General features: G+C 62.5%; 19 protein-coding genes. 14 read left to right on the forward strand and 5 right to left on the reverse strand.

Annotation, left to right across the window (positions count from 1 at the left end):
- The first annotated feature begins 55 nt into the window (after positions 1–55).
- The 3 genes from WA950_RS10660 (at position 56) to WA950_RS10670 (ending at position 2,663) form a co-directional block, all read left to right on the forward strand.
- The gene (locus WA950_RS10660) at positions 56–1,132 is read left to right on the forward strand and encodes an MraY family glycosyltransferase (protein WP_424551682.1); all 1,077 of its coding nucleotides are present in this window, start codon (positions 56–58) and stop codon (positions 1,130–1,132) included.
- 18 nt (positions 1,133–1,150) lie between these two features.
- Complete coding sequence (locus WA950_RS10665) at positions 1,151–1,984, forward strand: glycosyltransferase family 2 protein (protein WP_424551683.1); 834 nt, start codon at positions 1,151–1,153, stop codon at positions 1,982–1,984.
- Between the two features lie 85 nt (positions 1,985–2,069).
- Positions 2,070–2,663 carry a putative colanic acid biosynthesis acetyltransferase gene (locus WA950_RS10670; RefSeq protein WP_424551684.1) on the forward strand — a complete coding sequence of 198 codons (594 nt, stop codon included), beginning with the start codon at positions 2,070–2,072 and terminating at the stop codon, positions 2,661–2,663.
- A gap of 5 nt (positions 2,664–2,668) precedes the next feature.
- Here the strand turns inward: WA950_RS10670 and WA950_RS10675 are convergent, their stop codons facing one another.
- Genes WA950_RS10675 through WA950_RS10685 form a run of 3 tightly spaced genes read right to left on the reverse strand, consistent with a single transcriptional unit; the run spans position 2,669 to position 6,374 of the window.
- Positions 2,669–3,877: a glycosyltransferase gene (locus tag WA950_RS10675; RefSeq protein WP_424551685.1), complete on the reverse strand. Its 1,209-nt coding sequence runs from the start codon at positions 3,875–3,877 to the stop codon at positions 2,669–2,671.
- Positions 3,874–5,115 carry a glycosyltransferase family 4 protein gene (locus WA950_RS10680; RefSeq protein ID WP_424551686.1) on the reverse strand — a complete coding sequence of 414 codons (1,242 nt, stop codon included), beginning with the start codon at positions 5,113–5,115 and terminating at the stop codon, positions 3,874–3,876. The genes WA950_RS10675 and WA950_RS10680 overlap by 4 nt, the downstream gene beginning before the upstream one ends.
- Complete coding sequence (locus WA950_RS10685) at positions 5,112–6,374, reverse strand: glycosyltransferase family 4 protein (RefSeq protein ID WP_424551687.1); 1,263 nt, start codon at positions 6,372–6,374, stop codon at positions 5,112–5,114. The genes WA950_RS10680 and WA950_RS10685 overlap by 4 nt, the downstream gene beginning before the upstream one ends.
- A 293-nt stretch (positions 6,375–6,667) precedes the next feature.
- Between WA950_RS10685 and gmd the strand changes: the two genes are divergently transcribed.
- Entirely contained in the window at positions 6,668–7,738 is a 1,071-nt protein-coding gene (gene gmd / locus WA950_RS10690) for a GDP-mannose 4,6-dehydratase (protein WP_424551688.1), read from the forward strand.
- The gene (locus WA950_RS10695) at positions 7,722–8,711 is read left to right on the forward strand and encodes a GDP-L-fucose synthase family protein (protein WP_424551689.1); all 990 of its coding nucleotides are present in this window, start codon (positions 7,722–7,724) and stop codon (positions 8,709–8,711) included. The genes gmd and WA950_RS10695 overlap by 17 nt, the downstream gene beginning before the upstream one ends.
- On the opposite strand, the gene WA950_RS10700 is transcribed toward WA950_RS10695, so the two are convergent.
- Positions 8,702–13,030, reverse strand: coding sequence for a CheR family methyltransferase (locus WA950_RS10700; protein ID WP_424551690.1), 4,329 nt, complete (start codon positions 13,028–13,030; stop codon positions 8,702–8,704). The two genes, WA950_RS10695 and WA950_RS10700, sit on opposite strands and share 10 nt — an antisense overlap.
- A gap of 396 nt (positions 13,031–13,426) precedes the next feature.
- On the opposite strand from WA950_RS10700, the gene WA950_RS10705 reads away from it, so the two are divergent.
- The 4 genes from WA950_RS10705 to WA950_RS10720 all read left to right on the forward strand — a co-directional run bounded on the left by WA950_RS10705 (position 13,427) and on the right by WA950_RS10720 (position 18,091).
- Positions 13,427–14,086: a LuxR C-terminal-related transcriptional regulator gene (locus WA950_RS10705; protein WP_424551691.1), complete on the forward strand. Its 660-nt coding sequence runs from the start codon at positions 13,427–13,429 to the stop codon at positions 14,084–14,086.
- 104 nt (positions 14,087–14,190) lie between these two features.
- Complete coding sequence (locus WA950_RS10710; RefSeq protein ID WP_424551692.1) at positions 14,191–15,555, forward strand: glutamate-1-semialdehyde 2,1-aminomutase; 1,365 nt, start codon at positions 14,191–14,193, stop codon at positions 15,553–15,555.
- A gap of 130 nt (positions 15,556–15,685) precedes the next feature.
- Positions 15,686–16,756: an NAD-dependent epimerase/dehydratase family protein gene (locus tag WA950_RS10715; protein WP_424551693.1), complete on the forward strand. Its 1,071-nt coding sequence runs from the start codon at positions 15,686–15,688 to the stop codon at positions 16,754–16,756.
- A 9-nt stretch (positions 16,757–16,765) separates the two neighbouring features.
- A complete protein-coding gene (locus tag WA950_RS10720; RefSeq protein WP_424551694.1) occupies positions 16,766–18,091 on the forward strand; it encodes a DUF4910 domain-containing protein in 1,326 nt (441 codons plus the stop codon).
- Here the strand turns inward: WA950_RS10720 and rfbC are convergent.
- Positions 18,082–18,627 carry a dTDP-4-dehydrorhamnose 3,5-epimerase gene (gene rfbC / locus WA950_RS10725; RefSeq protein ID WP_424551695.1) on the reverse strand — a complete coding sequence of 182 codons (546 nt, stop codon included), beginning with the start codon at positions 18,625–18,627 and terminating at the stop codon, positions 18,082–18,084. The genes WA950_RS10720 and rfbC overlap by 10 nt on opposite strands.
- 290 nt (positions 18,628–18,917) lie before the next feature.
- On the opposite strand from rfbC, the gene WA950_RS10730 reads away from it, so the two are divergent.
- The 5 genes from WA950_RS10730 to WA950_RS10750 all read left to right on the forward strand — a co-directional run bounded on the left by WA950_RS10730 (position 18,918) and on the right by WA950_RS10750 (position 24,742).
- The gene (locus tag WA950_RS10730; protein ID WP_424551696.1) at positions 18,918–20,213 is read left to right on the forward strand and encodes a methyltransferase domain-containing protein; all 1,296 of its coding nucleotides are present in this window, start codon (positions 18,918–18,920) and stop codon (positions 20,211–20,213) included.
- Positions 20,210–21,022: a sugar phosphate nucleotidyltransferase gene (locus WA950_RS10735; protein ID WP_424551697.1), complete on the forward strand. Its 813-nt coding sequence runs from the start codon at positions 20,210–20,212 to the stop codon at positions 21,020–21,022. Before WA950_RS10730 ends, WA950_RS10735 begins: the two co-directional genes overlap by 4 nt.
- Positions 21,019–21,672, forward strand: a complete 654-nt coding sequence (locus WA950_RS10740) for a PIG-L deacetylase family protein (protein WP_424551698.1) — start codon at positions 21,019–21,021, stop codon at positions 21,670–21,672. The genes WA950_RS10735 and WA950_RS10740 overlap by 4 nt, the downstream gene beginning before the upstream one ends.
- A gap of 170 nt (positions 21,673–21,842) precedes the next feature.
- Positions 21,843–22,541, forward strand: a complete 699-nt coding sequence (locus WA950_RS10745; RefSeq protein ID WP_424551699.1) for a helix-turn-helix transcriptional regulator — start codon at positions 21,843–21,845, stop codon at positions 22,539–22,541.
- 26 nt (positions 22,542–22,567) lie between these two features.
- The gene (locus tag WA950_RS10750) at positions 22,568–24,742 is read left to right on the forward strand and encodes a GumC family protein (RefSeq protein ID WP_424551700.1); all 2,175 of its coding nucleotides are present in this window, start codon (positions 22,568–22,570) and stop codon (positions 24,740–24,742) included.
- The last annotated feature ends 10 nt before the right edge of the window (positions 24,743–24,752 follow it).

The following is a 24,752-nucleotide window of genomic DNA, read 5'->3' on the forward strand; positions in this document are numbered from 1 at the left end:
CCATGCAACCTGACCACTCCAGGTGAGGGCATCGGCGCGACTGCTGGGGCGTCAGATGATTTTCTTGCTGCTCGAAAGCTCGGCGTCTCTCATGCTGAGCGCGTTTTTGGTGGTGTTGTTGCGCTGGCTGTCGGCGCCGCTCCATCTGCTCGACCTGCCCGATCATCGGAAGATCCATGAGGGCGCGGTTCCGCTGTGCGGCGGCATTGCCATCTTCCTGGCGTTCTCCGTCACCAGTCTGTTCATTGTCAGGCCGATGGATCTCGGACCCGGTTTCTGGGTGGCGCTGCTGCTTGTCGTCGCGCTCGGGGTGGCCGATGACCGCTTCGCGTTGACGGCGCGTTTCCGCTTCCTGGCCCAGGTCGTGATCGTGACGGGGTTGATCGCCGCGGAAGGGCTTGGGCAGATTTCGCTTGGCAATTTTCTTCCTGCGGATGCTTTCGGTAGCGCCGCCGTTCTCCTGATCATTTCCGTTGCTTTCGTCGTCGGGCTGGTCAATGCCTGGAACATGGTGGACGGTGTCGATGGCCTTGCCGGCGGCAGCGCGGCCGCCGCGCTCGTCTGGATACTGGTTCTTTCGTTCCATGCCGGTGCGGACGGGCTCGTCTTTCCGGTGGCGACCCTGCTTGCGGCGGTCGGCGGGTTCCTTCTCTTCAACATGCGCGGTCCATGGCGCGCTCGCGCGTCGGTCTATCTCGGCGATGCCGGCAGCACGGCGCTGGGCGCGATCATCGCCTATCTGATCCTGCGCCTGTCGAACGGGGCGGACGGACTGCCGTTCCTCTGCCTGTTGTGGCTGGTGATCGTTCCGGTGATCGACACCCTGAGCCTCATGGTGCGCCGCCTGCTCGACCACCGCAGCCCCATGTCGGCGGACCGGCGGCACCTGCATCACCTGTTGATCGATTCCGGTTTTTCGCCCGCGGCAACAAGCTATATCATTGTCCTGGTGTCTTTCCTGTGCGGCGGCATCGGCTGCCTCGGCGTGCTGCTCGAGGTGCCGGCCCCGGTGGTGGCGGCCGGCCTGCTGCTCGCCGCAATCGCTCATACAGCCTTCGTGCTTTCCATCGAGGCTGCAACGCAACGGAGGGGCCTCCGGGCTTCCCATTCCTCCGTCAAGTTGCAGATGTGAAGCGGAAGGAAGATCGCCATGTCCATTTCCGTATTGATCATGACCCTCAACGAGGAGAAGAACCTTCCCGCCTGCCTTGCCTCGCTGGACTGGTGTGACGACATCGTGGTGCTCGATTCCTACAGCACCGACAGGACGGTGGAGATCGCGCAGGCCGCTGGCGCCCGGATCTACCAGCGGGTGCACGACACGGAGTCCGGCCAGCGCACCTACGGGCTGAAGGAGATCAAGTACAAGTATCCCTGGGTCTATACGCCCGACGCCGACGAGGTGACGCCTCCTGACCTGCGTGACGAGATGCTGGCGGTCGCCCGCGATCCGGAGCGGCCCGAAAGCTCCTTCCGCATCCGCTACAAGAACATGTTCATGGGACGCTGGATCAAGCACAGCAGCCTCTATCCGACGTGGATCACGCGGCTCGTGAGGCCCGATCGCGTGCGCTACGAGCGCGAAGCGCATTCGCGCTGCCTGCCCGAAGGACCGGAAGGCCGGCTCAACGCCCATTTCATCCACTACAGCTTCAACAAGGGGCTGAACGCCTGGTACGACAAGCACAACCGCTATTCCTCGTCCGAGGCGCGCGAGACGATGATCAGCCTGCGCGAGAAACACGTGCCTTGGCGCGATATCCTGAGCCGCGTGCCGGAGGTGCGCCGGCGTGCCTTGAAGGAGCTTTCCATGCGCCTGCCGTTCCGGCCGGCCGCGCGCTTCCTCTACATGTATGTCCTGCGCGGCGGCTTCCTCGACGGACGTGAGGGCTACCACTACTGCCAGCTGCTTGCCGCCTACGAATACATGATCGTCATCAAGACGGAGGAGCTGCGGCGGCGGGAGGAAGGCTTGCCGGTTTGACCGATCATCGCCTTGCGGTGGTCTTCCCGCAGACAGGCCGACCGCATCCAGCCGTCCCCTCCATGCAAGGAAGGCCTGTCCATACATGAAATCCCGTTATGACGATCCGCGTTTCGACGATCTGAGCCTCGCGTCGCCGCTGCTGGGCGGGCCGACATTCGCCCTGCGGTTTCGTCTTATGCGCCTTGCTTGGCTTGTCGCCTGGCGGTGTCTTGCCGCCTGGACGCCGTCGCCCTTCCATCCCTGGCGCAACCGGTTGCTGCGCCTGTTCGGTGCACGGCTCGATCCGACCGCGATCGTGCATGGCAGCACGGTCATCTGGTGGCCGGGCAATCTCGTCATGGGGGCGAACGCCTCGATGGGGCCGGGCGTGATCTGCTACAATGTCGCGCCGGTGACACTCGAGGCGATGGCCATCGTGTCGCAGCGTGCCCATCTTTGCACCGGCACGCACGATATCCAGCAGCCGTCCTTCCCGCTCGTGGCGCGGCCCATCGTGTTGCGCCGCAATTCGTGGGTCGCCGCGGAAGCCTTTGTCGGCCCCGGAACCGAAGTGGGGGAGGGTGCGGTGCTTGGTGCGCGCGGCGTCGCGGTAAAGGCGCTGGATCCCTGGATGGTCTATGTTGGCAATCCGGCGCGCGCCGTCGCCAGCCGCCGGCACGGTGCCGGCAACGCCTGAGCCGGTCAGGAATATCCGTTGACGGCGGCGGCGGAGAGGCTGACGGGCGCTCTTGCCGGCGTGTAGGCCTCGTAGAGGCCGATCGTCAGCTGGGCGATGCGCGGCCAGGTGTAGTTATCGAACACCAGCCGCCGGCCGTTCCGTCCCATGGCCGTGGCCGCGAGTGGATGAGACAGGATGCCGGTCATCGCCGTCGCTATGTCCATCGGGTCGAGGCTGACGACCGCGCCCGCGCCGGCATCGGCGACTTCGGGAAAATGGCAGCCGTCGGTGATGACGACCGGCGTGCCGCAGGCGAGCGCTTCGGTGATCGCGATGCTGAAACCTTCCTGCCGGCTGGGCAGGCAGAAACAGGCAGCCGCCACGAAGGCCTGCAGCTTGGTTTCGCCATAGAGCGGACCGACCATGAAGACCCGCCTTTCAAGCCCGAAACGGCGCACGAGATCGCGGAAATCGTCTTCCGCTCCCCCATCCGGCCCCGCGACGACGAGATCGACGTCCGGGCATTGCCGCGCCACCAGCTGGAAGGCGTTCGCCAGCAGGTCCAGGCCCTTCTTGTAGTGCAGCCGCGAAAGGAAAAGGACGAAGCGCCGTTCGGCCGGCAGGCCGATCAGTTCGGAAAAGTCCTCCGGCGAGGGAAGACTTTCAAACTCTTCGACGAAGACACCGTTGGGAATGATTTCGGCCGGCGTCTTCAGGTGGAGCGGCCGCATCAGCTTCACCTCGTCGCGGTTGAGCGCGTGTATGAAGGCCGCGCCTTCAAGCATCCGGCGGCAGCCGAGCGCCAGCGCCAGGCGCTTTTTCCATGGTTTCTGCGCGAGGCTCCAGGTGTCGAGCATGCCGGCCGGGCAAATGCAGTAGGGCACACCGTTGCTCGCCGCGATGGCTGCGGCACAGGCAAGGATCGGCTCCCAGACCCCATGCAGGTGCACATGCCGGGCGTCTGCGAGGACCCGCGCCAGAAAGGGGCGGGCCCGGATGCACAGCATGGCCTCCATCAAGCCGGGAGGTGGCAGGATGTGCCAGACGACCTGCGCGAAGCCGGGGATCGCCGCGCCGAGCCTTGCGACATGGGCGAGCGTCTGGTCATCCGCCTGGCTTACCACATGCACCGAATGACCGAGATTGGCCTGTGCCGCGGCGAGCCGCATCACGACCGCCTGCGGCCCGCCCTTGTCCGGATCGATCGAGGTGATGACATGGACAATCTTCATTGGGTACCCCCATGCCGTGCGTGTAGCTGCGAGAGAACGTCGAGAAGGCGGGCGCCGTATCTGTCCACCGTGTATTCGCTGGCCCGGAGCCGGGCGTTTGCCGCCATGCTCGCACGCACCTGCGGGTTGTCCGCAAGGTAGCGCACCGCATCGACGATGGCCTGCGGGTCGCGTTCCGGCACGATCAGGCCTTCGATGCCGTCCCGCACGACACTTCCCGTGCTGTAGGTGGTGATGACCGGAAGGCCCGATGCCAGCGCCTCATAGACGACGGTTGCCGATCCCTCGCAGAGCGAGGGTAGCAGGAAGACGTCCGCCCAGCGGTACTCCTCCGCAATGTCGGCGCGGGGCACGATGCCCCTCAGTTCTATCGAGCGCTCCATCCGTCGGCGGACCTGCGGGGGAAGACGGTCGGGCCCGGCCATTCGCATCCTGACGGCGGTGCCGAGGCGCTCGGCGGCCTGAAGCACATAGGGCGATCCCTTCCGAAGGCCCACTTCGCCGATCGTCAATACGTGCAGCGGGCCCGGTGCGCGGAAAGCGGCGTCCGAGCGGTCCTTGGCATCGACACCGTAGGGGACGACGACACATCGCTCCGCCGGCCCGCCTTCCGCAACCACATGGTCGCGAACGAAATCGGACGGGCAGATGATACAGTCCGCGAGCGCCCATTCGGCACGCTCGCGGGCCGCGAATGTCTCGGCGTAGGGATTTGGCTGCGGCGGGCCCGTCCATTCGGGAAAGCGCCGCATCTCCTCGGCCAGGACGGCCTCCACCACGGTGCGCGGGGCGATCATCTGCTCGACGGCAATCCACATGCCCTGCTGCCTGGCCGCGCGCATCTGTTCCAATGCGTCGCCGCTATAGGCGTAGAGGCCGGCGGCATTGTGAAAGCCGTTGGCTGCGACAAGCGTCGAGAAGCGGCTGCCGGCCCAGACGGCATGCGAGGTCTCTTCCGTAGCGTCCGCGATGCGCAGGCGCCTGATGGCGGAGCGAACGCCGAAAAGCGGAAAGTCGGTGATCAGGTCGGGCGGGATCCCGTTGGGAACCCGCCCGACCAGCCGCTGCACCGGCGGGGGCAGAAGGGCCGGTGGCAGCGTACGGAGAAGAGCTGGCCAGCTCTTCGTGCCGCAGATGTCGGTAAAGAAATGTCCGAGCCGGCCTTCCTGCGCCAGGATGCGGGCGACGGCGTAGTGCATGCGGGCGCCGAGCTGGCTGACGACGACGGTCTCGTTCATGACGGTTCCTGCTCCAGCACGACGGCGCCGGCGGGAACGCGCTCCACTTCGGCAAGGTCGCGCAAAAGGGCGTTCCAGGTGACAAGGGCACGGTCATACGCATAGTCGGCTTCGAGTACGGCCCGCGCCGTCGCCCCCATCGCGGCGACCTCATCAGGAGAGGCGGCGAGATGGGCGATCGTCCGGGTGAGTTTCTCGACCTCGCCGATCCCGATGCTCACGCCGCAACGCTCGACGGCGATGACCGCCGCGACGCTGCCCTTGGGGTCGCCGATGAAGAGCGTCGGCCTGCCGGCCGCAAGGATGCCGTAGAACTTGCTGGGGATGATGCAATGTTCAAGACGGGGCAGCAGCGAGACGACGTGCAGGTCCGGTACGCCGAGGCTTTCGGCAAGCTGCTCTGCCGGCTGCAAGGGCTTGAAGGCGACATTGGCAAGGCCCCGTTCCCGCACGGCGTCCTTGACAGCGTCCAGCTTGTGCCCGCCCCCGACCATGAGGAAGCGGATATGCGGGTGATTCTTCAGAAGGGTTGCCGCCTCGATGAGGGTCGAGAATTCATGGGCGCGGCCGAAATTGCCAGAATAGCCGACAACGAATTTGCCCTGGTAGCCCCATGCAGCCCGCAGATCGTTCCGGTCCCTGGGCACGGGCGTGATCTCGCTGGCGTCGGACCAGTGATGCAGCACGCGGATACGATCGGCCGGCAAGCCGCGCGCCAGCAGGTAGTCCGCCATCCGCTCGGTCGGACAGATGGTGAGCCGTGAACGTGCGATGGACCGGTCACGCAATGCGGCGGCAAGCCGCCCGAGGTACGGTGCGGAAGAGAAGAGGCCAAGCTCGACTGCGGTCTCGGGAAAGAGGTCCATGACCCAGTTGACCATCTGCGCACCGCGCAGCCGGATCGGCAGCGCGCAGGCGAGCGAGATCAGCGGCGGATCGGTGCATACGACGACCACGTCGTCACGCCGGACATTGCGAGCGAGCCAGGCAAAGGCTGCAAGATGGAAGGACAGGTAGTCGGCCGTTCGCCCGGGCAGGGTGCGGCGTCCGAAACGCGAAGTGGAAAGGCGGACGACATCCACACCGGAACAGGTTTGCCGACCGGAAAGCGTGGTGTCGGCGCGGTCATGGCGAGTGCGGCTGGCGACGACCGTGACCGCGCCGCCCTGTCGGGCTAGTCCGAAGGCCAGCGCGGACACCATGCGGCTCGTTGCCGACTGGTCGGGATGGAAATACCGGTTGATGAAGATCGTCCTCATGAGCGGCCCCGCATCGCAAATCCTGTGGGGCGATCCTGCCAGTACGCGGGCGGGCGACAAGCTCTCCAAAGGCGCTAGGGGGCATCCCGCAACCCCCACCCGGCCTACGCCTTCCGCACGAAGGACATAGACATTCGTTGCGGGTGTGCATGGCCTTGCCTGACGCGGGAGGAAGCCGGGCGTTCTCGTTCACCGAACGGTTACCTTGTGGACTACCCCGTCCCGCCGCTACCTCTCGATATCACGGGGCCACGATCGGTCGTGCCCGATATTCCAGGTACGAAGGCGCGCCCATGTCTGAAAAAACAGCCCTGATCATCGGTGTCACCGGCCAGGACGGCTCCTATCTGACGGAGCTGCTGCTCTCCAAGGGATACCGGGTGCACGGTCTCAAGCGACGCTCGTCGTCCTTCAACACCGCCCGCGTCGATCACCTCTATGTCGATCCGCGAACGCCAGGCGTGCGGTTCCAGATGCATTTCGGCGATTTGACGGATGCGACGAACCTCGTCCGGGTGATCCAGGAGGTGCGTCCGGACGAGATCTACAATCTCGGTGCCCAGAGCCATGTGCAGGTGAGTTTCGAGGCGCCGGAATACACCGCCAATACCGACGCGCTGGGGACGCTGCGGCTGCTGGAGGCCATGCGTCTGCTCAAGCTCGGCGAGCATTGCCGCTTCTACCAGGCATCGACCTCGGAACTGTTCGGCGGCATCGGCGACAAGCCGCAGTGGGAAGGAACGCCGTTCCATCCGCGCAGCCCCTACGCCGCCGCCAAGCTCTATGCCTACTGGATGACGGTCAACTATCGCGAAGCCTACGGTTTCCACGCCTCGAACGGCATCCTCTTCAACCACGAAAGCCCGCGGCGGGGGGAAACCTTCGTCACGCGGAAGATCACGCGCGCGGTCGCGGCGATCGAGTGGGGACTGCAGGACAAGCTCTACCTCGGCAACCTCGATGCGAAGCGTGACTGGGGACATGCGCGCGACTATGTCGAGGGCATGTGGCGGATCGTCCAGCAGGACGTGTCGGACGACTATGTGCTGGCCACGGGCGAAACCCATACCGTGCGGGAATTCGTCGAGCGTGCTTTTGCGGTTGTCGGCAAGGGCATCGATTGGGACGGAAGCGGCGTCGATGAGGTCGGCTACGAACGCAAGAGCGGCAAGCCGCTCATCGCGATCGATCCGCGCTACTTCCGCCCGGCGGAGGTGGACATTCTGCTCGGTGACGCGAGCAAGGCGCGGGACCGGCTCGGTTGGCGCCACACCACCTCCTTCGAGGATCTGGTCTCGGAAATGGTGGAATCGGACCTGCGCGTTGTCACCAAGGAGGAAGGCCGCAATGATCTCCACGGGTGACAAGGCCACGGTGCCGTATGACCTGCGCGGGAAGCGTGTCTGGATTGCCGGACATTCCGGCATGGTGGGCTCGGCCCTGCTACGCCGGCTGAAACGCGAGCGTTGCGACATACAGACGGTCTCGCACGCGGATGTCGACCTGACGCGGCAGGCGGATACCGAAAACTGGATGAAGAAGGCGCGGCCGGAGGCGATCTTTCTGGCCGCCGCGCGCGTCGGCGGCATCGGGGCGAATGCCCGCTATCCGGCGGAATTTCTTGCCGAAAACGCGCTGATAATGGTCAATGTCATCAGGACCGCTTCGGAACTGGGCGTCGAGAAGCTGCTTTGCATGGGGTCCAGCTGCATCTACCCCAAATACGCCGATCAGCCCATCGTCGAAGAGGCGTTGCTGACGGGTAGTCTGGAGCCGACCAATGAAGCCTATGCGCTTGCCAAGATCGCCGGGATAAAGCTTGCCGCCGCCTATGCGGAGCAATATGGGCGCCGCTTCATTTCCGTGATGCCGACGAACCTCTACGGGCAGAACGACAATTTCGACCTCGACCATTCGCATGTCATTCCGGCGCTGATCCGCAAGATGCATGATGCCAAGGTCAGCCACCGTGACAGTGTCGTCGTCTGGGGAACGGGCACGCCCAAACGGGAATTCCTGCATGTCGATGACCTGGCCGATGCGTGCGTTTTTCTGATGAAGGACTATGAGAGCCCGAAACCGATCAATGTCGGATCGGGAGAGGAGATTTCGATAGGTGAACTTGCGTTCCTGATCGCCGACATCGTCGATTTTCGCGGCCATATCGTTTTCGACGCCTTCAAGCCGGATGGCGCGCCGCGAAAATTTCTCGACAGTTCCCGTCTCCGCGCTCTCGGATGGTCGAACAAGATCGCGTTGCATGCGGGTATCCAGGAATTGTACGATCGCTGGAAAAGCGGCGACCGCAAGGCCCAGATGCAGCAGGGCTATTCCTGATCTTCGGTTGCCCCGCTTTGCGCAAGCATCACCAGGCGCGCCAGTGCGGGAAGGGATCCAACCTGCATCCGCCTCATGATCGCTGCCCTATGCGCTTCGACGGTGCGTTGGCTGAGGTCAAGATCCAGCGCGATCACCTTGTTGGGCTGACCGGCAAGCACCCGGTCTAGAATTTCCCGCTGGCGTTCCGTCAAGCGCGTCAGCCGGACTTTTGCCTCCTGCTGCCGACTGTCCTGTTTGCCCGCGTCGCGGCTGTTTTCGATCGCCCGGGAAACGCTGGCCAGCAATTCGGACGGCCCGATCGGCTTCTCGATGAAATCGGAGGCGCCTGCTTTCATCGCCAGTACGGCGGTTCCGACATCGCCGGCGCCTGTGATCATGATGATGGGCAGCCTGACCCCGCGGCCGCGCAACGTTCGCAGCACCTCAAGGCCGCTCAAGCCGGGTAGTTTGACATCCATGACGAGACATCCGGCCGATACCTCGCGGAAAGCGGCGAGAAAGGCCTCACCATCGGAAAATGCCTGCACCCAGCGCCCGTCGGCTTCGAAGGTCGCCCGCAGCGCCTCGCGCGTCGTGCGGTCGTCGTCAATGACGAAGATCGCCGGCGTGTCGGGCGAGGGTGGTTGCGCCTCGTCCCGTTGCTTGTCTTCTGGTTCGACCGTGCCTGGGCGCAGCAGGAGCCGGATCGACTTCAGGAGATCGCTCAGGCTGACCGGCTTCGGTATATGCAGACAATCCTCCGCCGAGAGGTTGCGCAATGTCTCTGCGGTGATGTCTCCTGTCAGGATGATCGCAGGAATGCTGCGGCCGAGGACCGAGCGAAGCTGCCTGGTGACATCGATGCCGTTCACCTCGTGCGGGAGGTTGTAGTCGGCGAGGATAAGCGAGGGAACGACCGTGCCGCTGGTGACGAGTTCGATTGCGGCCGCACCGTCGTCTGCGGAATAGACCATATGGCGTTCGTCACGCAGCGCGATCTTGATCAGGTCGCGAATCTTCTGGTCGTCTTCCACGATGAGCACGGTGCCATGCACTGGCGATTCCCGTTCTGCGTCCGTATTCTTGTCGATTGCCGGCTGGTTCTGGTGCGGGTCTTCCAGCCCGAGCGCTACATGGATCGAGAAGGTCGAGCCCTTGCCGGGAATCGAGCGCACCTGAATCCTGTGGCCGAGCAGCAGGCTGAGGCGCTTGACGATGGACAGGCCCAGGCCCAGGCCAAGTTCTGTCTCTGCTTCTTCGGTGGCGACCTGATGGTATTCGTCGAATATGACGTTGAGCTCGTGGGACGCGATGCCCACACCACTATCCCAGACCTCGATGGTGAGCGCGTTTCCGTGCCGCCGACACCCAAGCAGGATCTTTCCCTGTTTGGTGTATTTGAGTGCATTCGCCAGCAGGTTGCGGATCATCTGCTCCAGAAGGCGCGGGTCGGTGCGCACGAGCAGGCTTGACGGCACGAAACGAAGGGAAAGCCCTTTCTCCATTGCGCTGTAGCTGAACTCGTCGCTCAGCCGGAGCAGGACGTCATTGACCTTGCACGTCACGATGTGCGGATAGACGGTCCCTGCCTCTATCTGATTGATGTCGAGAAGGGCGTTGAGCATGCCCGCCATCGAATCCAGCGTGTCACGAAGGCTCTTGATCAGCTTCCGCTGCTGCTCGTCCAGCATCGATTTCTCCAGCAGTCCCTGGAGCAGAACCAGCGATTGCAGGGGCTGGCGAAGGTCGTGGCTTGCTGTGGCAAGGAAGCGGGACTTTGCGGCATTGGCGCGCTCGGCCGCTCGTTTTGCCCGGTCCAGTGCGTCGTGAGCGCGGTGCTGTGTGGTTACATCCGCGAAGGTGATGACCACGCCTTCCGTACCCCCGTCCTGGTTGCTGTAGGGCATGACGCGGCGCAGGTACCAGAGGCCGCCTGCGGTTCTGACCTCGCGTTCCTTGGTGGCGCTGCCCTTCAATATGGCAGCGGCATCGCCGAGCAGGGTGGGATCGGGAACACGCGAGTTGAGATCCGCCAGCGGCCGGCCGATATCACTCATGATGATGTTGAAGACCGAGCGCGTTGCCGGCGTGAAGTAGCGGATGTTCAACCCGGGGTCGAGGAAGATTGTGGCGACATCCGTGCTGTAGAGCACATTTTCGAGGTCGTTTGCCGTTGCGCGCTGGCGCTCCAGCGCCTCCTGGAGCTGGACATTGAGGGTTGTGAGTTCCTCGTTCAGAGACTGGAGTTCCTCCTTCGAAGTGAGGAGTTCCTCATTGGCCGATTGATATTCCTCATTGAGCGAGAGGGCTTCCGCATTGATCGCCCTCTGCTCTTCTGCGGCAATTTCCAGGTCGCGGATTGCAGCGTGAAGTTCGGTTCGCGTGGCGGCAAGCTCCCGCTCCAGGATGCCGGATCGGCCGTCTTGGGCAAGCGCCGGGCCGTCATCGGCACCGGATGGCTTGGCAATGTCGAGGAAGCTGACGAGGAGCAAGTCCTCGCCATCGCTGGTGATCGGCTGGACTACGATTTCGTAGGGTGACAGGGCGTCGTCCGTGTTGTGGTACAGACCGGTCGCGACCGTGCGTACTTTCTCCTGCAGCGCGTGATTGAGAGCGGCGCGGAGCTTCGTGTGAACGCTACGCGGAGTGACCGTGAAAAGATCATGGGTCGGATAGCCGGGTGCGATGCGCAAGTAGCGCTGCACGGGACCGAGCGAATAGAGGCATTCGAACTTCCGGTTGATCAGCACTGTGGCCGGGGCATAGTGGTCGAGGATGATGCGGCGGCAGAGATTGGCCAGCCCAGCCTGTCCGCCGGATGCCCGGGGCTGCACTGCGCCCTTATCGGGCGCATCGGCGGCGAAGCCATAGCCGCCGCGGCGGCCCCTGCGGCGGAAGATCCTTGCGGACTTATCGAGTACCTCGAAACGGTCGTTGCCCGTTCCAACCGTTTCCGTATTGCCAAGCAGGAGGATGCCGGCTTCATTCAAGGCAAAATGGCAAAGACCTATGACCTTCGCCTGTGCTTCCTGCTCGAAGTAGATCAGCAGATTGCGACAGGAGATGAAGTCGATGTTGGAAAATGGCGGATCGCTGAGGACGTTCTGGACCGTGAAGATGATGGTCGACCGCAGCTCCGGCGCGACCCGGTAGCCATGTTCCTCCAGCGTGAAGAAACGCTGCAGCCGCCCCGAGCATATCTCTGACTCGATCGTCTTCGGATAGAGGCCGGTGCGCGCAAAGGCGATCGCCTCTTCGTCTGCATCGGAGGCGAAGATCTGCATACGGATGCCGCGCTTGGCCTCCGAGATGCATTCCTGCACGATCATGGCCAGCGAATAGGCTTCCTCGCCGGTGCTGCATCCCACCACCCACAGGCGCAGGGTTCGTCCGGACGGATGGGACTTGACGAGTTCCGGCACGATGCTCGAGCGCAGCCGCTCGAAAATCTCGGGGTCGCGGAAAAAGCTCGTAACGTTGATCAATATGTCGGTTGCGAGTTGGGAAAGCTCCAGCTCGTTTTCCTCGAGAACACTGAGATAGCGCGCCGTATCCGAGGAGGGGAGCCCTGCCATGGTCATGCGCCGTTCCAGCCGCCGGTGCAGCGTTCCCTGCTTGTAGAGGGTGAAATCCTTGCCTGTCGACGTGCGCAGCATGGCAAGGATCCGGTCAAGGATCGCCTGTTTCGAGGATGTGGCGTCGTTGTTTCGGCCCGGCGGTGAGCGTGGTCCGTACAGCGCCTGCGCAATGGCTGCCAGGGACATGACGTGCTCGGCCATTCCCGAGTCGATCGCGCTGTTCGGCATGCCGTTGAAGTCCGCTTCGTCCGGATCCTGGACATAGACCCTGCCACCCACTTCGCGAATGAACCGGATGCCGATGCTGCCATCCGTGCCGGTGCCGGACAGGACCACCGCCGTCGCGCGCGCGCCGTATTCGGTGGCCAGCGAATGCAGCAGGACGTCGAATGGCATGTGCGCGCCGTGGAGCATGGGCGGCGTGGTGAGCCGTATCGTATCGGCATACACCGAGACGGAGCGGCCGGACGGAATGATGTAGAAGTGGTCTGGCTTCAGCCTGTGGCCGTCCTCGGCCCAGATTACCGTCATTCCGGTGTGGCTGGATAGAAGCTCGGCCAGCATCCTTCCGTGAGCGGTATCGAAATCCTGGACGAGGATGAAGGCTTTGCCCCTGCCCGATGGCATGGCGTCGAGAAGGGCGCGACAAGCATCGAGCCCGCCGGCCGATGCTCCTATTGCGATAGTGCCCGTGACAGGGCCGCCAGAAATCCCGTCGAGCCCGGCTGGAGGGCTTGAGGAAGGGTGGCCTGAACTCATGGATGCAATCTCAAGGATTCTGCACACATTTTGAGCGATCAACCCGCGAATATGGAGTTATGGTGCAATATAGATCGCATCACCCTGATTTCATACCCTCGGCTGTACGTATTTTCCGAATCTGTTCTCAGGTGTTTTTTTTGTTATAGATTTAAGATTGCAAAAATTGGCGGTAATCCAGAGTATTATTGTTTAGAATTGTGTCTGGTGGTTGCAATTTTTTATGGAATATTTCCCGCTGGTTGAGGTCTATCTGGGTCGTCGCAATTGAACTGGAGATGAATAGTCAATTCCGAGGGGGCTGCTATGGTAGAGGTTGGAGGAATAAACGGCTTGAACTACCGGAGGGCGCCCAACGTCGCTTCGCGACCGGCGGCTTTCAGATCGATCAATCCGATGAGGAATGGACTCGGTAGTATACGGGTTCTCGATATCATCGATGAACGCGCACTTGATCGCGAGTGCCTTTCCCAAAGCCTGGTGTCGCACGGTCTCGACATGACGATCGTGCTTTTCAATTCCATCGAGACCTGGCTTGCGAAATATGCCGAAGCATCAAGCGGCGTTCTGATCAATGTAGGTAGCCGAGATTGTACCGAACCCCGCATCGAAAAGGACATTCGCGCGCTCGTCACGCGGTTTCCCAACCTTCCGGTGATCATTCTTTCCGACAACCATGACCTGCGGCAGGTCCTGACGGCGCTGGAATTCGGCGTGAGGGGGTTCATACCCTCGGCGGTTGGCATTTCCGTCTGCGTGAAGGCGATCTCGCTGGCGCTATCCGGTGGTATCTTCATCTCGACGGAGAGCCTGCCCGAACTGCGCCAGTTGATGTCTGTCGCCGATCAGCAGGAGCGCAAGCGCGCGGAAATATTCACCTGCCGGGAAGAGGACGTCATCGCGATGCTCAAGCTGGGCAAGGCCAACAAGATCATCGCATACGAACTCGATCTGCGCGAAAGCACCGTCAAGGTTCACATCCGCAACATCATGAAGAAGCTCAAGGTCCGCAACCGCACGGAAGTGATCTTCAAGCTCAACGAGTTGTTCGACTGAACCCTACGCCTATCGGTCATCTCTCCATCCACCAATAGTGCGGATGCGCCTGTCGCGGATGCGGTGATAGTGGCCGGACAGGCGGGATGGGAGAGGAGACGGCGATGGACGGCCTCATTCAGAACTTCGAAAACTCGGACAAGCTTCGCCAGCGCGCGCACTGGATCATCCCCGGCGGGGCGCACACTTACGCCAAGGGCGACGACCAGTATCCGCTCCTTTCTCCCGGCTTCATCGTGAACGGCTACGGCTGCCATGTCTGGGACGTCGACGGAAATGCCTATATCGAATACGGCATGGGCAACCGGGCTGTCGGTCTCGGGCACGCCTATCGCCATGTGGTGGAAGCCGTCGCGCGCCAGCTGGAATTCGGCTGCAATTTCACGCGGCCCGCGCGCATCGAGGTCGAATGCGCCTCGACTTTTCTCGAGATGGTTCCCGGCGCGGACATGGTCAAGTTCTGCAAGGACGGGTCGGATGCAACTTCGGCGGCGGTCCGCCTGGCGCGGGCGGCGACGGGCCGGGATCTTATCGCGCGTTGCCGTGACCATCCGTTCTTCTCGACCGATGACTGGTTCATCGGCACGACCGAGATGAATGCAGGCATTCCGCAGGCCGTTCGCGATCTGACGCTAGGTTTCCGTTACAACGACCTCAACGACGCGCGTGATCTGTTCGCCCGTCATCCCGGAAAGATTGCCGCCCTCATTCTCGAGGCCTCGCGCGGCGACGAGCCGGCGGAGGGCTATCTTGGCGAGCTTCAGGCGCTGTGCCATCAGAACGGCGCCCTGTTCATTCTCGACGAGATGATCACCGGGTTCCGCTGGGCGCGCGGCGGTGCGCAGGATTATTACGGATTGCGTCCGGACCTTTCCTGTTTCGGCAAGGCGCTGGGCAACGGCTTCGCCATTTCGGCGCTCGCCGGCAAACGCGAATTCATGGCGCTCGGCGGCATCGAGCAGGTGGACAGCCCCCGCGTCTTTCTGCTTTCCACGACCCACGGCGCCGAAACCCACGCCATGGCGGCGGCGATTGCGACGATGCACGTCTATGCGCAGGAGCCGGTCATCCAGCACCTGTGCGCCCAGGGATTGCGGCTCAAAGCCGGTATCGAGGAGGTGATTGCCCATCACGGCCTCCAGCGCTTCGTCGGGATAACCGGCCATCTCGCCTGCCTCTCCTACTTCACGAAAGACAGGGCGGGCGCACCTTCACAGGCCTTCCGCACGCTCCTATTGCAGGAAACCATTCGCCGCGGCGTGCTCGCGCCGTCCCTGGTGGTGAGCTACACGCACGGCAATGACGAGATCGACCAGACGATCGAGGCCTTCGACGGTGCGCTTGCCGTCTATCGTCTCGCCCTCGAGCACGGCGTCGAAAACTATCTGGTCGGACGCCCGTCCAACGTCGTCTTCCGGCGCTACAACACCGCGCCGGACGCCTGGGAGGCGAAGACGCAGATCGCCTGAACGTGCCCGGAAGCGGTAGGATCTTCCGTCCGCTAAGTCGTTCGGGTGTGCGTCACGGTCTTTGTTGTCAATCGTGATCCGCCCTTCGCCATCATAGCATCCCTCTACCAAGAAACGGGGAGATACCGACATGAAGGTGCTTGTAACCGGACACCGGGGCTATATCGGCGCGGTGATGGTGCCCATTCTCCAGCGCGCCGGGCACGACGTGCACGGTTATGACAGCCGGCTCTACCGGCGCTGCACCTATGCGCCCGGCGGTGCTATGGCCGAGGTTGCCTCCACGCTGAAGGATGTCCGGGACGTGACGCCCCGGGACCTCGAAGGCTTCGACGCCGTCATCCATCTGGCAGCGCTGTCGAACGATCCGCTGAGCAATCTCGATCCGGATGTGACCTACGATATCAACCACAAGGGCAGCGTTCGCATGGCGCGTGCGGCCAGGGAGGCAGGCGTTGGCCGTTTTCTGCTTGCGTCCTCCTGCAGCAATTACGGTCTTGCCGGTGAGGATCTCGTTGACGAGAACGCACCGCTCAATCCGGTTTCGGCCTATGGCCGGTCCAAGGTGATGGCTGAGGCGGACATCGCCGGACTTGCGGATGCCACCTTTTGCCCGGTCTTCCTTCGGCCGGCGACGGCCTACGGTCTGTCGCCCATGCTGCGCTTCGATATCGTTCTGAACAACCTCGTCGCCTGGGCCGTCACCCAGCAGCTCATCCTGCTGAAGTCGGATGGGACGCCATGGCGGCCGATCGTGCATGTGGAGGACATATCCGGCGCTTTCCTTGCGGCGCTCGAAGCGCCGAGGAAAGCGGTCTTCAACGAAGCGTTCAATGTCGGCCGGACCGAGCACAATTACCAGGTTCGCGACATTGCCGATGTGGTGGCGCGGACCGTGCCGGGTTGCCGGCTCGAGTATGCCAGCGAAGCCGGGCCGGACGCACGGTCGTACCGCGTCGATTTCGGCAAGATCGCGCGCGTCCTTCCGGCCTTCCGGCCGAAATGGGACGTCGTCGCCGGTGCGCAGCAGCTCTATGACGCCTATCGCGGCGCGGGCCTGACGCTTCAGGAGTTCGAGGGACCGCGCTACCAGCGCATCAGCCATATCCGGGAGCTTCTCGCCAGCAACACGATCGATCGGGACCTCCGATGGTCCCTGCCGGCGGAGGTTCCCGCGGACATGCTGGCGGCACACGCCTGAGGGGCTGCGATGAACGAGGCTGCCTGGTTCGATGAGGCGCGGTTGACGGAAGCGGCGGCCGATATCGGCGGTGAACTTCATGCGCTGGTCTCCCGGCTCTATCCGATCTGCCGCAGCATCACCGGCGCGGGCGTGCGTGATACGCTCGCCATCCTGTCGGAGCATGTCGACATCGCGGTGAGGGAGGTGCCGTCGGGGACTCAGGTCTTCGACTGGACGGTGCCGCAGGAGTGGACCGTCCGCGACGCATACATCTGCTCGGCAAGCGGCAAGCGAGTGGTCGATTTCGCCAGGTCCAACCTGCATCTCGTAAGCTACAGCGCGCCGGTCGCGCGCCGCATGCCGCTTTCCGAGCTGAGACCCCATATCCATACGCTGCCGGACCAGCCCGACCTGATCCCTTACCGGACGAGCTATTACAGCCGGGACTGGGGGTTCTGCATGGCGCATCGCGATTATCTCGCGTTGGAGGAGGGGGAATACGACGTTCTCATCGATTCCACCCTTGCCGACGGGACGCTCACCTATGGCGAGGTCTTCCTGCCCGGCGCGACGGAGCGCGAGGTGCTGCTCACCGCCCATATCTGCCACCCGTCGCTTGCCAACGACAATTGCTCGGGCCTTGCCGTTCTCACACTCCTTGCCAGGGTGCTTGCGGGGCGGCGCAACCGGTTCGGATATCGGTTCCTCTTCGCTCCCGGCACGATCGGGGCGCTTTGCTGGCTTTCTGGAAACGAGGGCAGGCTTGACCGTATCGACCACGGTCTTGTCGTTTCCTGTGTCGGCGACGGCGGTGGGCCTGTCTACAAGCGCAGCCGTCGGGGCGATGCGACGATCGACCGGGTGATGGAAGCCGTGCGATGTGCCGGGCGAAAGGCGACGATGCTCGATTTCAGTCCTTACGGATATGACGAGCGGCAGTTCTGTTCGCCGGGCTTCGATCTTCCTGTCGGCCTTCTCCAGCGTAGCGCCTTCGGGACCTTTCCGGAATACCACACCTCCGCGGACGATCTCGCTTTCGTCCGGCCGGAACATCTTGCCTCATCCTTTCGCATGATCATGGATGTCGTCGATGTCCTAGAGACTGACTGGCGGCCCCTCAACCTTTCACCGAAAGGCGAGCCGCAGCTTGGTCGGCGCGGGCTCTATTCCGCGACAGGCGGCCACAAGACGACCTCCGACATCACGATGGCCTATCTCTGGGTGCTGAACCTTGCCGACGGCGGCAATAGCCTGCTCGATATGGCGCGCCGTTCCGGATTGCCATTCTCGGATATCGCGCATGCCGCCATGCGGCTCAGGGAATGCGGGTTGCTCGGCGAAGCTCAGATTTGATGTTGTGCTTGCGAAAGCAACGGCCAGTTCCTGTCCTTTTCCGACATCACGGCCGGTGTTGCCGGCCATTCGATCGCGATCGCGGGATCGTCATAGCGTATGCCGGCAGCCGTTGCCGGATCATAGCGCGCCGATATGAGATAGCCTACCGCGACATCGTCTGTCAGTGACAGGAAACCGTGCGCGAAACCTTCGGGAATATAGAGCTGGCGCATATTCTCGGCGGTGAGTTCCGCCGCCGTCCAGCGACCAAAAGCTGGCGATTGCGGCCTGATGTCGACGGCAACATCCCAGATCGCTCCCTTCAGGCAGGAGACCAGTTTCACCTCCCGGTGCGGCGCGTGCTGGAAATGCAGGCCGCGAAGCGTGTGCTTGCGGGTGGAGCGGGAAAGGCTGTGCTGGACGAAGCGGGTTTGGAGCGCGTGGCGCTCCATCTCGTCGGTGCAGAAGGTTCGGGCAAAGGAGCCCCGCTCGTCGGCGGCGGGGCGGGCTTCGATCAGCCATACGCCGTCGAGATCGGTCTTGGTGAACAGCATCGGCTCCCGCCTTTCTTGTCTTGTCTCGATCCTGCCTGACCTGGCCTGTCTGCCAAGTGCTGTTTCCGGCGTACCGTGAAGGGCAACGATATGATGTGGTTAGGAAATGTTTACGCGCGTGTCAGAACGCTACGCCTTTCGGATAGGGTGTTATGTTCGCATGGTTGTATCGCGGGTTTCGTATTGCACGCTTAATCTGGAACCAAGTCGAGAAACGGTCCTGTTACGGAAAGGCTATCTTCAATCGCCTCCTCCTTCGGTGTGGACCGATAATCCTTGGAGGCATTGCCATGAATTTTCGGGCCGGCCATTCGCTCTCGGATTCCCCAAGCCTGTCGCTACGACCAGCCTGCCGGCTGTGCAGCAGACCCTTGCAGCACACCGTTGTCGATCTCGGTATGTCGCCGCCGTGCGAAAGCTTCCGCCAGGAAAGCGAGCTCGGCCTTATGGAAGCGTATTATCCATTGCATGTGCGTGTGTGCGAGGAATGCATGCTCGTGCAGCTGGAGGAATATGTCAGCCGCGAAAGCATCTTCGAAGAATACGCCTATTTCTCATCCTACTCCACCAGCTGGGTGGCGCATGCGGAATTGTACTGCGAGCGGATGATCGATCGCTTCGCGCTTGATGCGCGCAGTTTCGTTGTCGAGGTCGCAAGCAATGACGGTTACCTGCTCCAGCATTTCGTGGCACGCGGCATTCCAGTCCTTGGCATCGAGCCGGCGGTCAATGTCGCGCAGGTGGCGATTGCCAGGAACATTCCGACGAAGACCGCATTTTTCGGCAAGCGGCTGGCAGGGGACATGGCGGCGGCCGGCCAGAAGGCCGACCTGATCGTCGCCAACAACGTGCTTGCGCAGGTGCCTGATATCAACGACTTCCTTGAGGGCATGACGCGCATTCTCAAGCCGCAGGGTGTCGTGACGCTTGAGTTTCCCCACGTCGCTACGCTGATCGCACAGAACCAGTTCGACACGATCTACCACGAGCATTTCTCGTATTTCTCCCTGTTCACGGTGCAGATCGCCGCCCGGCGGCACGGGTTGGAGATATTCGATGTCGAGGAGCTGCCGACCCATGGCGGTTCGCTTCGCGTCTTTCTCGGCCATGCCGGCAGGTCGGGTGTCATCGGTCCGAATGTCGCAAGGCTTCTGGAACAGGAGCGCCGGTCCGGTCTGCATGGCGTGGAGGCCTATACGTCTTTCGCCGCCCGGGCCCGGCAGGCCAAGCGCAACCTTCTCTACTTCCTTATCGGCGTGAAGGAGCGCGGCGGCAGCATTTGCGGCTACGGCGCACCCGGCAAGGGCAATACGCTTTTGAACTATTGCGGGATCGGCACGGATTTCCTTGATTTCACCGTGGACCGAAACCCCTACAAGCACGGCCGGTTCACGCCGGGCATGCATATTCCCATCCTGCCCGTCGAGGAGATCGATCGCCACCGGCCGGACTATATCCTGATCCTGCCCTGGAACCTGAAGGCCGAGATCATCGCCCAGATGCGCCATGTCGGCGAATGGGGGGCAAAGTTCATCATTCCTATCCCTGAAGTCAGCGTCGTCGATCCGCAGGAGGATATGTCATGAAGGTGGTGCTCTTCTGCGGCGGGCGAGGAACGCGCATCCGCGAATATTCGGAGGCCATTCCCAAGCCCATGATCCCTCTCGGCGCGCAGCCGATCCTGCGTCACGTCATGCAGTACTACGCCTCCTACGGTCACGACGATTTCATTCTCTGCCTTGGCTACAAGGCGAACGTCATCAAGGACTTCTTCCTGAACTGCCGGCCGCAGACGTTTTCGGATTGTATCGTGTCCGGCGAGGGCAGGGTCGAGCTTCTCGGCGACGCGCAGGAGCATTGGCGCATCGCCCTGATCGACACAGGCATCTGGCGCAATATCGGCGAGCGTCTCTGGGCGGTGCGCGAGCAGGTCAGGGGCGAGCGCATCTTCCTGGCCAATTACAGCGACGGCCTGACTGACGTCGACCTCGACGACATGGTTGCGCGTTTCGAGGCAAGCGGAAAGATGGCCTGCTTCCTCGCGGTCCGGCCGCCGCTCACCTACCACCTCGCCGATATCGACGAGACGGGACGGGTCCGCGAATTCCGCTCGTCCGACACGTCGGAGATCTGGATCAACGGCGGCTATTTCCTGATGCGCGGCGAGATATTCGACTACATGCGGGAGGGCGAGGAGCTTGTGCTCGAACCCTTCGAGCGGCTGATCAAGGACGACATGCTGATGGCCTACAAGCATGACGGGTTCTGGCGGTCGATGGATACTCTGCGCGACTGGCAGGTGCTGGAGGAGATGGTCGAGCGCGGAGAAATGCCGTGGGTCCGGCAGACGGAGGGCGAGCGCATATCCAGCCTTCGCAGGGTAGGTCGCCCATGAAAACGCTGCCCATGGCCCTTGCTGGACACCGGTTGCGGATTCTCTGTCTTGGCGCGCATGCCGACGACATCGAGATCGGCGCCGGCGGCACGATCCTCAGCCTGATTGCTGGCGGGGTTAAGCTGGAGGTTCACTGGTGTGTCATGAGTGCCACCGCTGAGCGGGCGGCCGAAACGCGCCGGTCGGCGGCGGCTTTTCTCGAGGGTGCGGTCGCTTCCACGGTCGAGGTCTGTGCGTTCGAGGACAGCTATTTTCCGAGCCAGAGTCGCGAGATCAAGGCTTTCATGCTGACGCTGCGCGACCGGGTGGAACCGGATGTCATCTTCACCCATAGCCGTCTTGATGCGCACCAAGATCATCGAGAACTAAATAAGCTAACCACTAACGTATTCCGCGATCATTTTGTGCTAGAGTACGAAATCCCTAAATGGGACGGGGACATCACGCAACGCAATGCCTATGTGCCGCTGCCTTCCGGTGTCATCGATCGCAAGATCGATCTGCTCATGGAGCACTTCGCGACACAGAGGTCAAAGGACTGGTTCCACGCGGATGTTTTTCGGGGAATAGCCCGCATGCGCGGAATGGAATGCCGTTCGCCTTCGCTGTTTGCGGAGGCCTTCACGGTGCGCAAGATGGCCCTGGCCTAGCGGCGGGTGGCCATGGAGCGAACGCAGCTCGAGACTCGTAATTCTGACCAGGAAATTGGTGAGGGACTATGGCGAGAGATGACGATGTAGACTTCGAGAAGGAGTCGATCAATATTTTCCGGAACCGGAATTCTGCCGGCATCGATATGCGCGCAGAATCCAGGGGATATGTGGACAGGCAACCGCAGGGATACGCCCAGAGCGACTATGTCGCGATCTTCGACAAGCGCAATCTCGATCGGGAATGCCTCGCGAACAGTCTTGTTTCGCATCGGATCGGCATCAGCGTCCATACCTTTTCAGGTGTGGCAAACTGGCAGCAGAACAGGGCGAGCCTTGGCACCCTTCGCGCAGGCCTTGTCAACATGGGCAGCAGGGACATAGCGGACCCGGAACTCAGGGACGAAATCACCCAGCTCGTGACATCGCTGGAACCCGTGCCGGTGGTCGTGCTGTCGGACAACCAGACGCTCGAACATGTGCTGCAGGTCATCGATCTCGGCGTGCAGGGGTTCATTCCAAGCTCTGTCGATATCGATGTCTGTATAGAGGCGATCGGATTGGCGATCGCCGGTGGGCAGTTCGTTCCGGCGGCCTGCGTGCTTGCGACCCGCAACCTTCTCGGCATCTATTCGCACAAGGTCTGCGGCCATTCAGCCTTCACCGAGCGCCAGGCCGCCGTCGCCGAGGCGTTGCGCCGCGGCAAGGCGAACAAGTTGATCGCCCGTGAACTCAATCTCTGCGAGAGCACGGTGAAGGTGCATATTCGTAACATCATGAAGAAACTCGGTGCGACCAATCGGACCGAGGTCGCCTGCAAGGTGGGTGAGATCATGTCGGACGAGACCTATCAAAACAGCCGGGCGTAGGCCCTTTTCGCAACGGGAATCCAGTCATGATTTGGTCTGAGAAACCGGCCAACCCCGAGGAATTCGCCATTCCTCGGGTCCTTACGGGCATTGTGGAACGCCGATGGCTGATCCTCGGCTGCGTGGCAGCTGGTGTGGCGGTCGCGACCGTCGGCTATCTCGATCAGCCGGCGCGCTACCGCGCCGAGGCGGTGCTGGCGCTGGACGTGCGCAAATTCCAGGTGCTGCCGACGGAATCCGTCGTTTCGCCGCTGCCGCAGGAAAGCCCGGTGCTGCGCACCGAGGTCGATATCATCAGCTCTCGATCGATGGCCGAGCGGGTGCTGGCCTATCTGAAGAGCACGGGTGTCGATGTTGCCAAGGGCTTCGGCCTGGCGCCGGAAAAGGCGACCGGGCAAGCCGCATCGAACAACCTGCACGTCGATCGGCGCACTCTTCTCGACAACCTGACCTCCGGCGTCCGTGTCACGAATGACGGCCGTTCCTACACCATCTATGTCGCCTTCACCGGCATGGAACCCGAATTCACGGCGGCAGTCGCCAATGCCTATGCCGAGGCCTATATCAACTATCAGGTCGATCTCCAGACGACGGCGACCCGGCGGGTCAGCGACTGGCTGGGGACCCGGCTGGTCACTTTGCGAAGCGAGCTGGAACGCTCCGAGCATGCGGCAACCTCGTTCCGCGAGAAATCGGGCATCGCCAAATCGAACGGCACGACCTTGCTGTCCCAGCAGATCGCCGGGCTGAACGCGGAACTGGCGAGGCTGCGAGCACAACTCGCGGGGTCGGTTGCCCGTCTGGCGACGGCGCTCGACGTGCCCGACGGACAAAGCGGTCTGGCCCTTGTCGAGGTCCTGAACTCGCCGGCAATTCAGCAATTGCGAAGCGAGGAAGCCCGGCTCAAACGCCAGCTTGCATCGATCAGCGAAAGCGGCGCGGTCAAGAACCCGCAGATTCCCGATCTGACCTCGCAGCTCGAGACGATCCAGGCGCAGATTGGTTCCGAGGTGGCGCAGATTGTCGACAGTCTGCGCACCGAGATCGAGGTTTCCCGCCGCCAGCAGACGGGACTTGAAGCCAACCTGAAACAGTTGCAGGCGGAGATGTCGAACGCGAATGAAGCGATCGTGCAGGCCGACCAGCTCGACCGTGAAGCGAGCGCGAACCGAGCGATCTACGAGAGCTACCTGACGCGTTACAAGCAGACGATCGAGCAGGATGGTATCGCGATGGCGGAGGCACGCATCATTTCGCGCGCCGTGCCGTCCTGGTCGCGGTCAAGTCCGAGCGCCTCTGCCTGGCTACTCGGCGGGCTCATGTTCGGCCTTGCTGGCGGGTTGCTTGCGACTTTCCTTCTCGAATTGCGCGCCAGCTTCCTGCGTCGTCCCGATCCGCATGAAAGCAGCGTCGGCATTCCGATCATCGGGCGCATCCCTGAACTTGCGGTGCAGCAGCGTTCGGGTGTTGCGGACCTGATGCGACACTCTCTTTCGCCGTTCGCCCATGCGGTGGCCGACGTGCAGGGCCGTTTGCGGCTCTCGGCGCGGAACAGAAACGTGCAGGTTATCTCCGTCACGTCCGCCGGCGCCGGTGAGGGCAAGACGCTTGTTTCGTCCTGTCTTGCCCGTTCGCTTGCGGCGACGGGGCTGCGGACCGTGCTGGTGGACGCAAATCTGACCAATCCGGCGGTTGCAGAGGAATTTGGTGTCGAGCCGCTGGATGCCGCGGAAACATTCGGCTCTTACGAGAATGTCCGGCTGGACGACCTCGTCCGCCATGATGGTCCGTCGGGTGTCGACCTGATCTGCACCGCTGCGGCGAATGTGCCGTCCGAGCATATTCTCGGTCGTGACGGCTTCGCGCGGCTCCTGTCCACGCTCCGGCAGACCTATGATCTCATCATCATCGACTCGACGGCCGTATCGAACGGGTCGAGCGCCTTGCTGGTTTCCGCCCTTTCCGACAGAACGATTCTGGTCGTTCCCGAGGGCGCGGACCCCGCCAGCACCTCGCGGGCCATCCGCAAGTTCGAGACAGCCGGCATCGCGGTCGACGGTCTTGTCGTCAACTGTGCGTCTCGCACCACGCTGGAGCGCCGGAACGTCGTTCCCTTCGTCGCGGATCATTCCGGCCCAGCGACAGAGGGAAGAAAACGCGTGGATATGTCCATCGACACGCCGTCCGCCGTCGGGATGTGAGGTCTGAAGC

Origin of the sequence: Shinella sp., from assembly GCF_049651085.1 — a bacterium.
Taxonomy (GTDB): Bacteria; Pseudomonadota; Alphaproteobacteria; order Rhizobiales; family Rhizobiaceae; genus Shinella.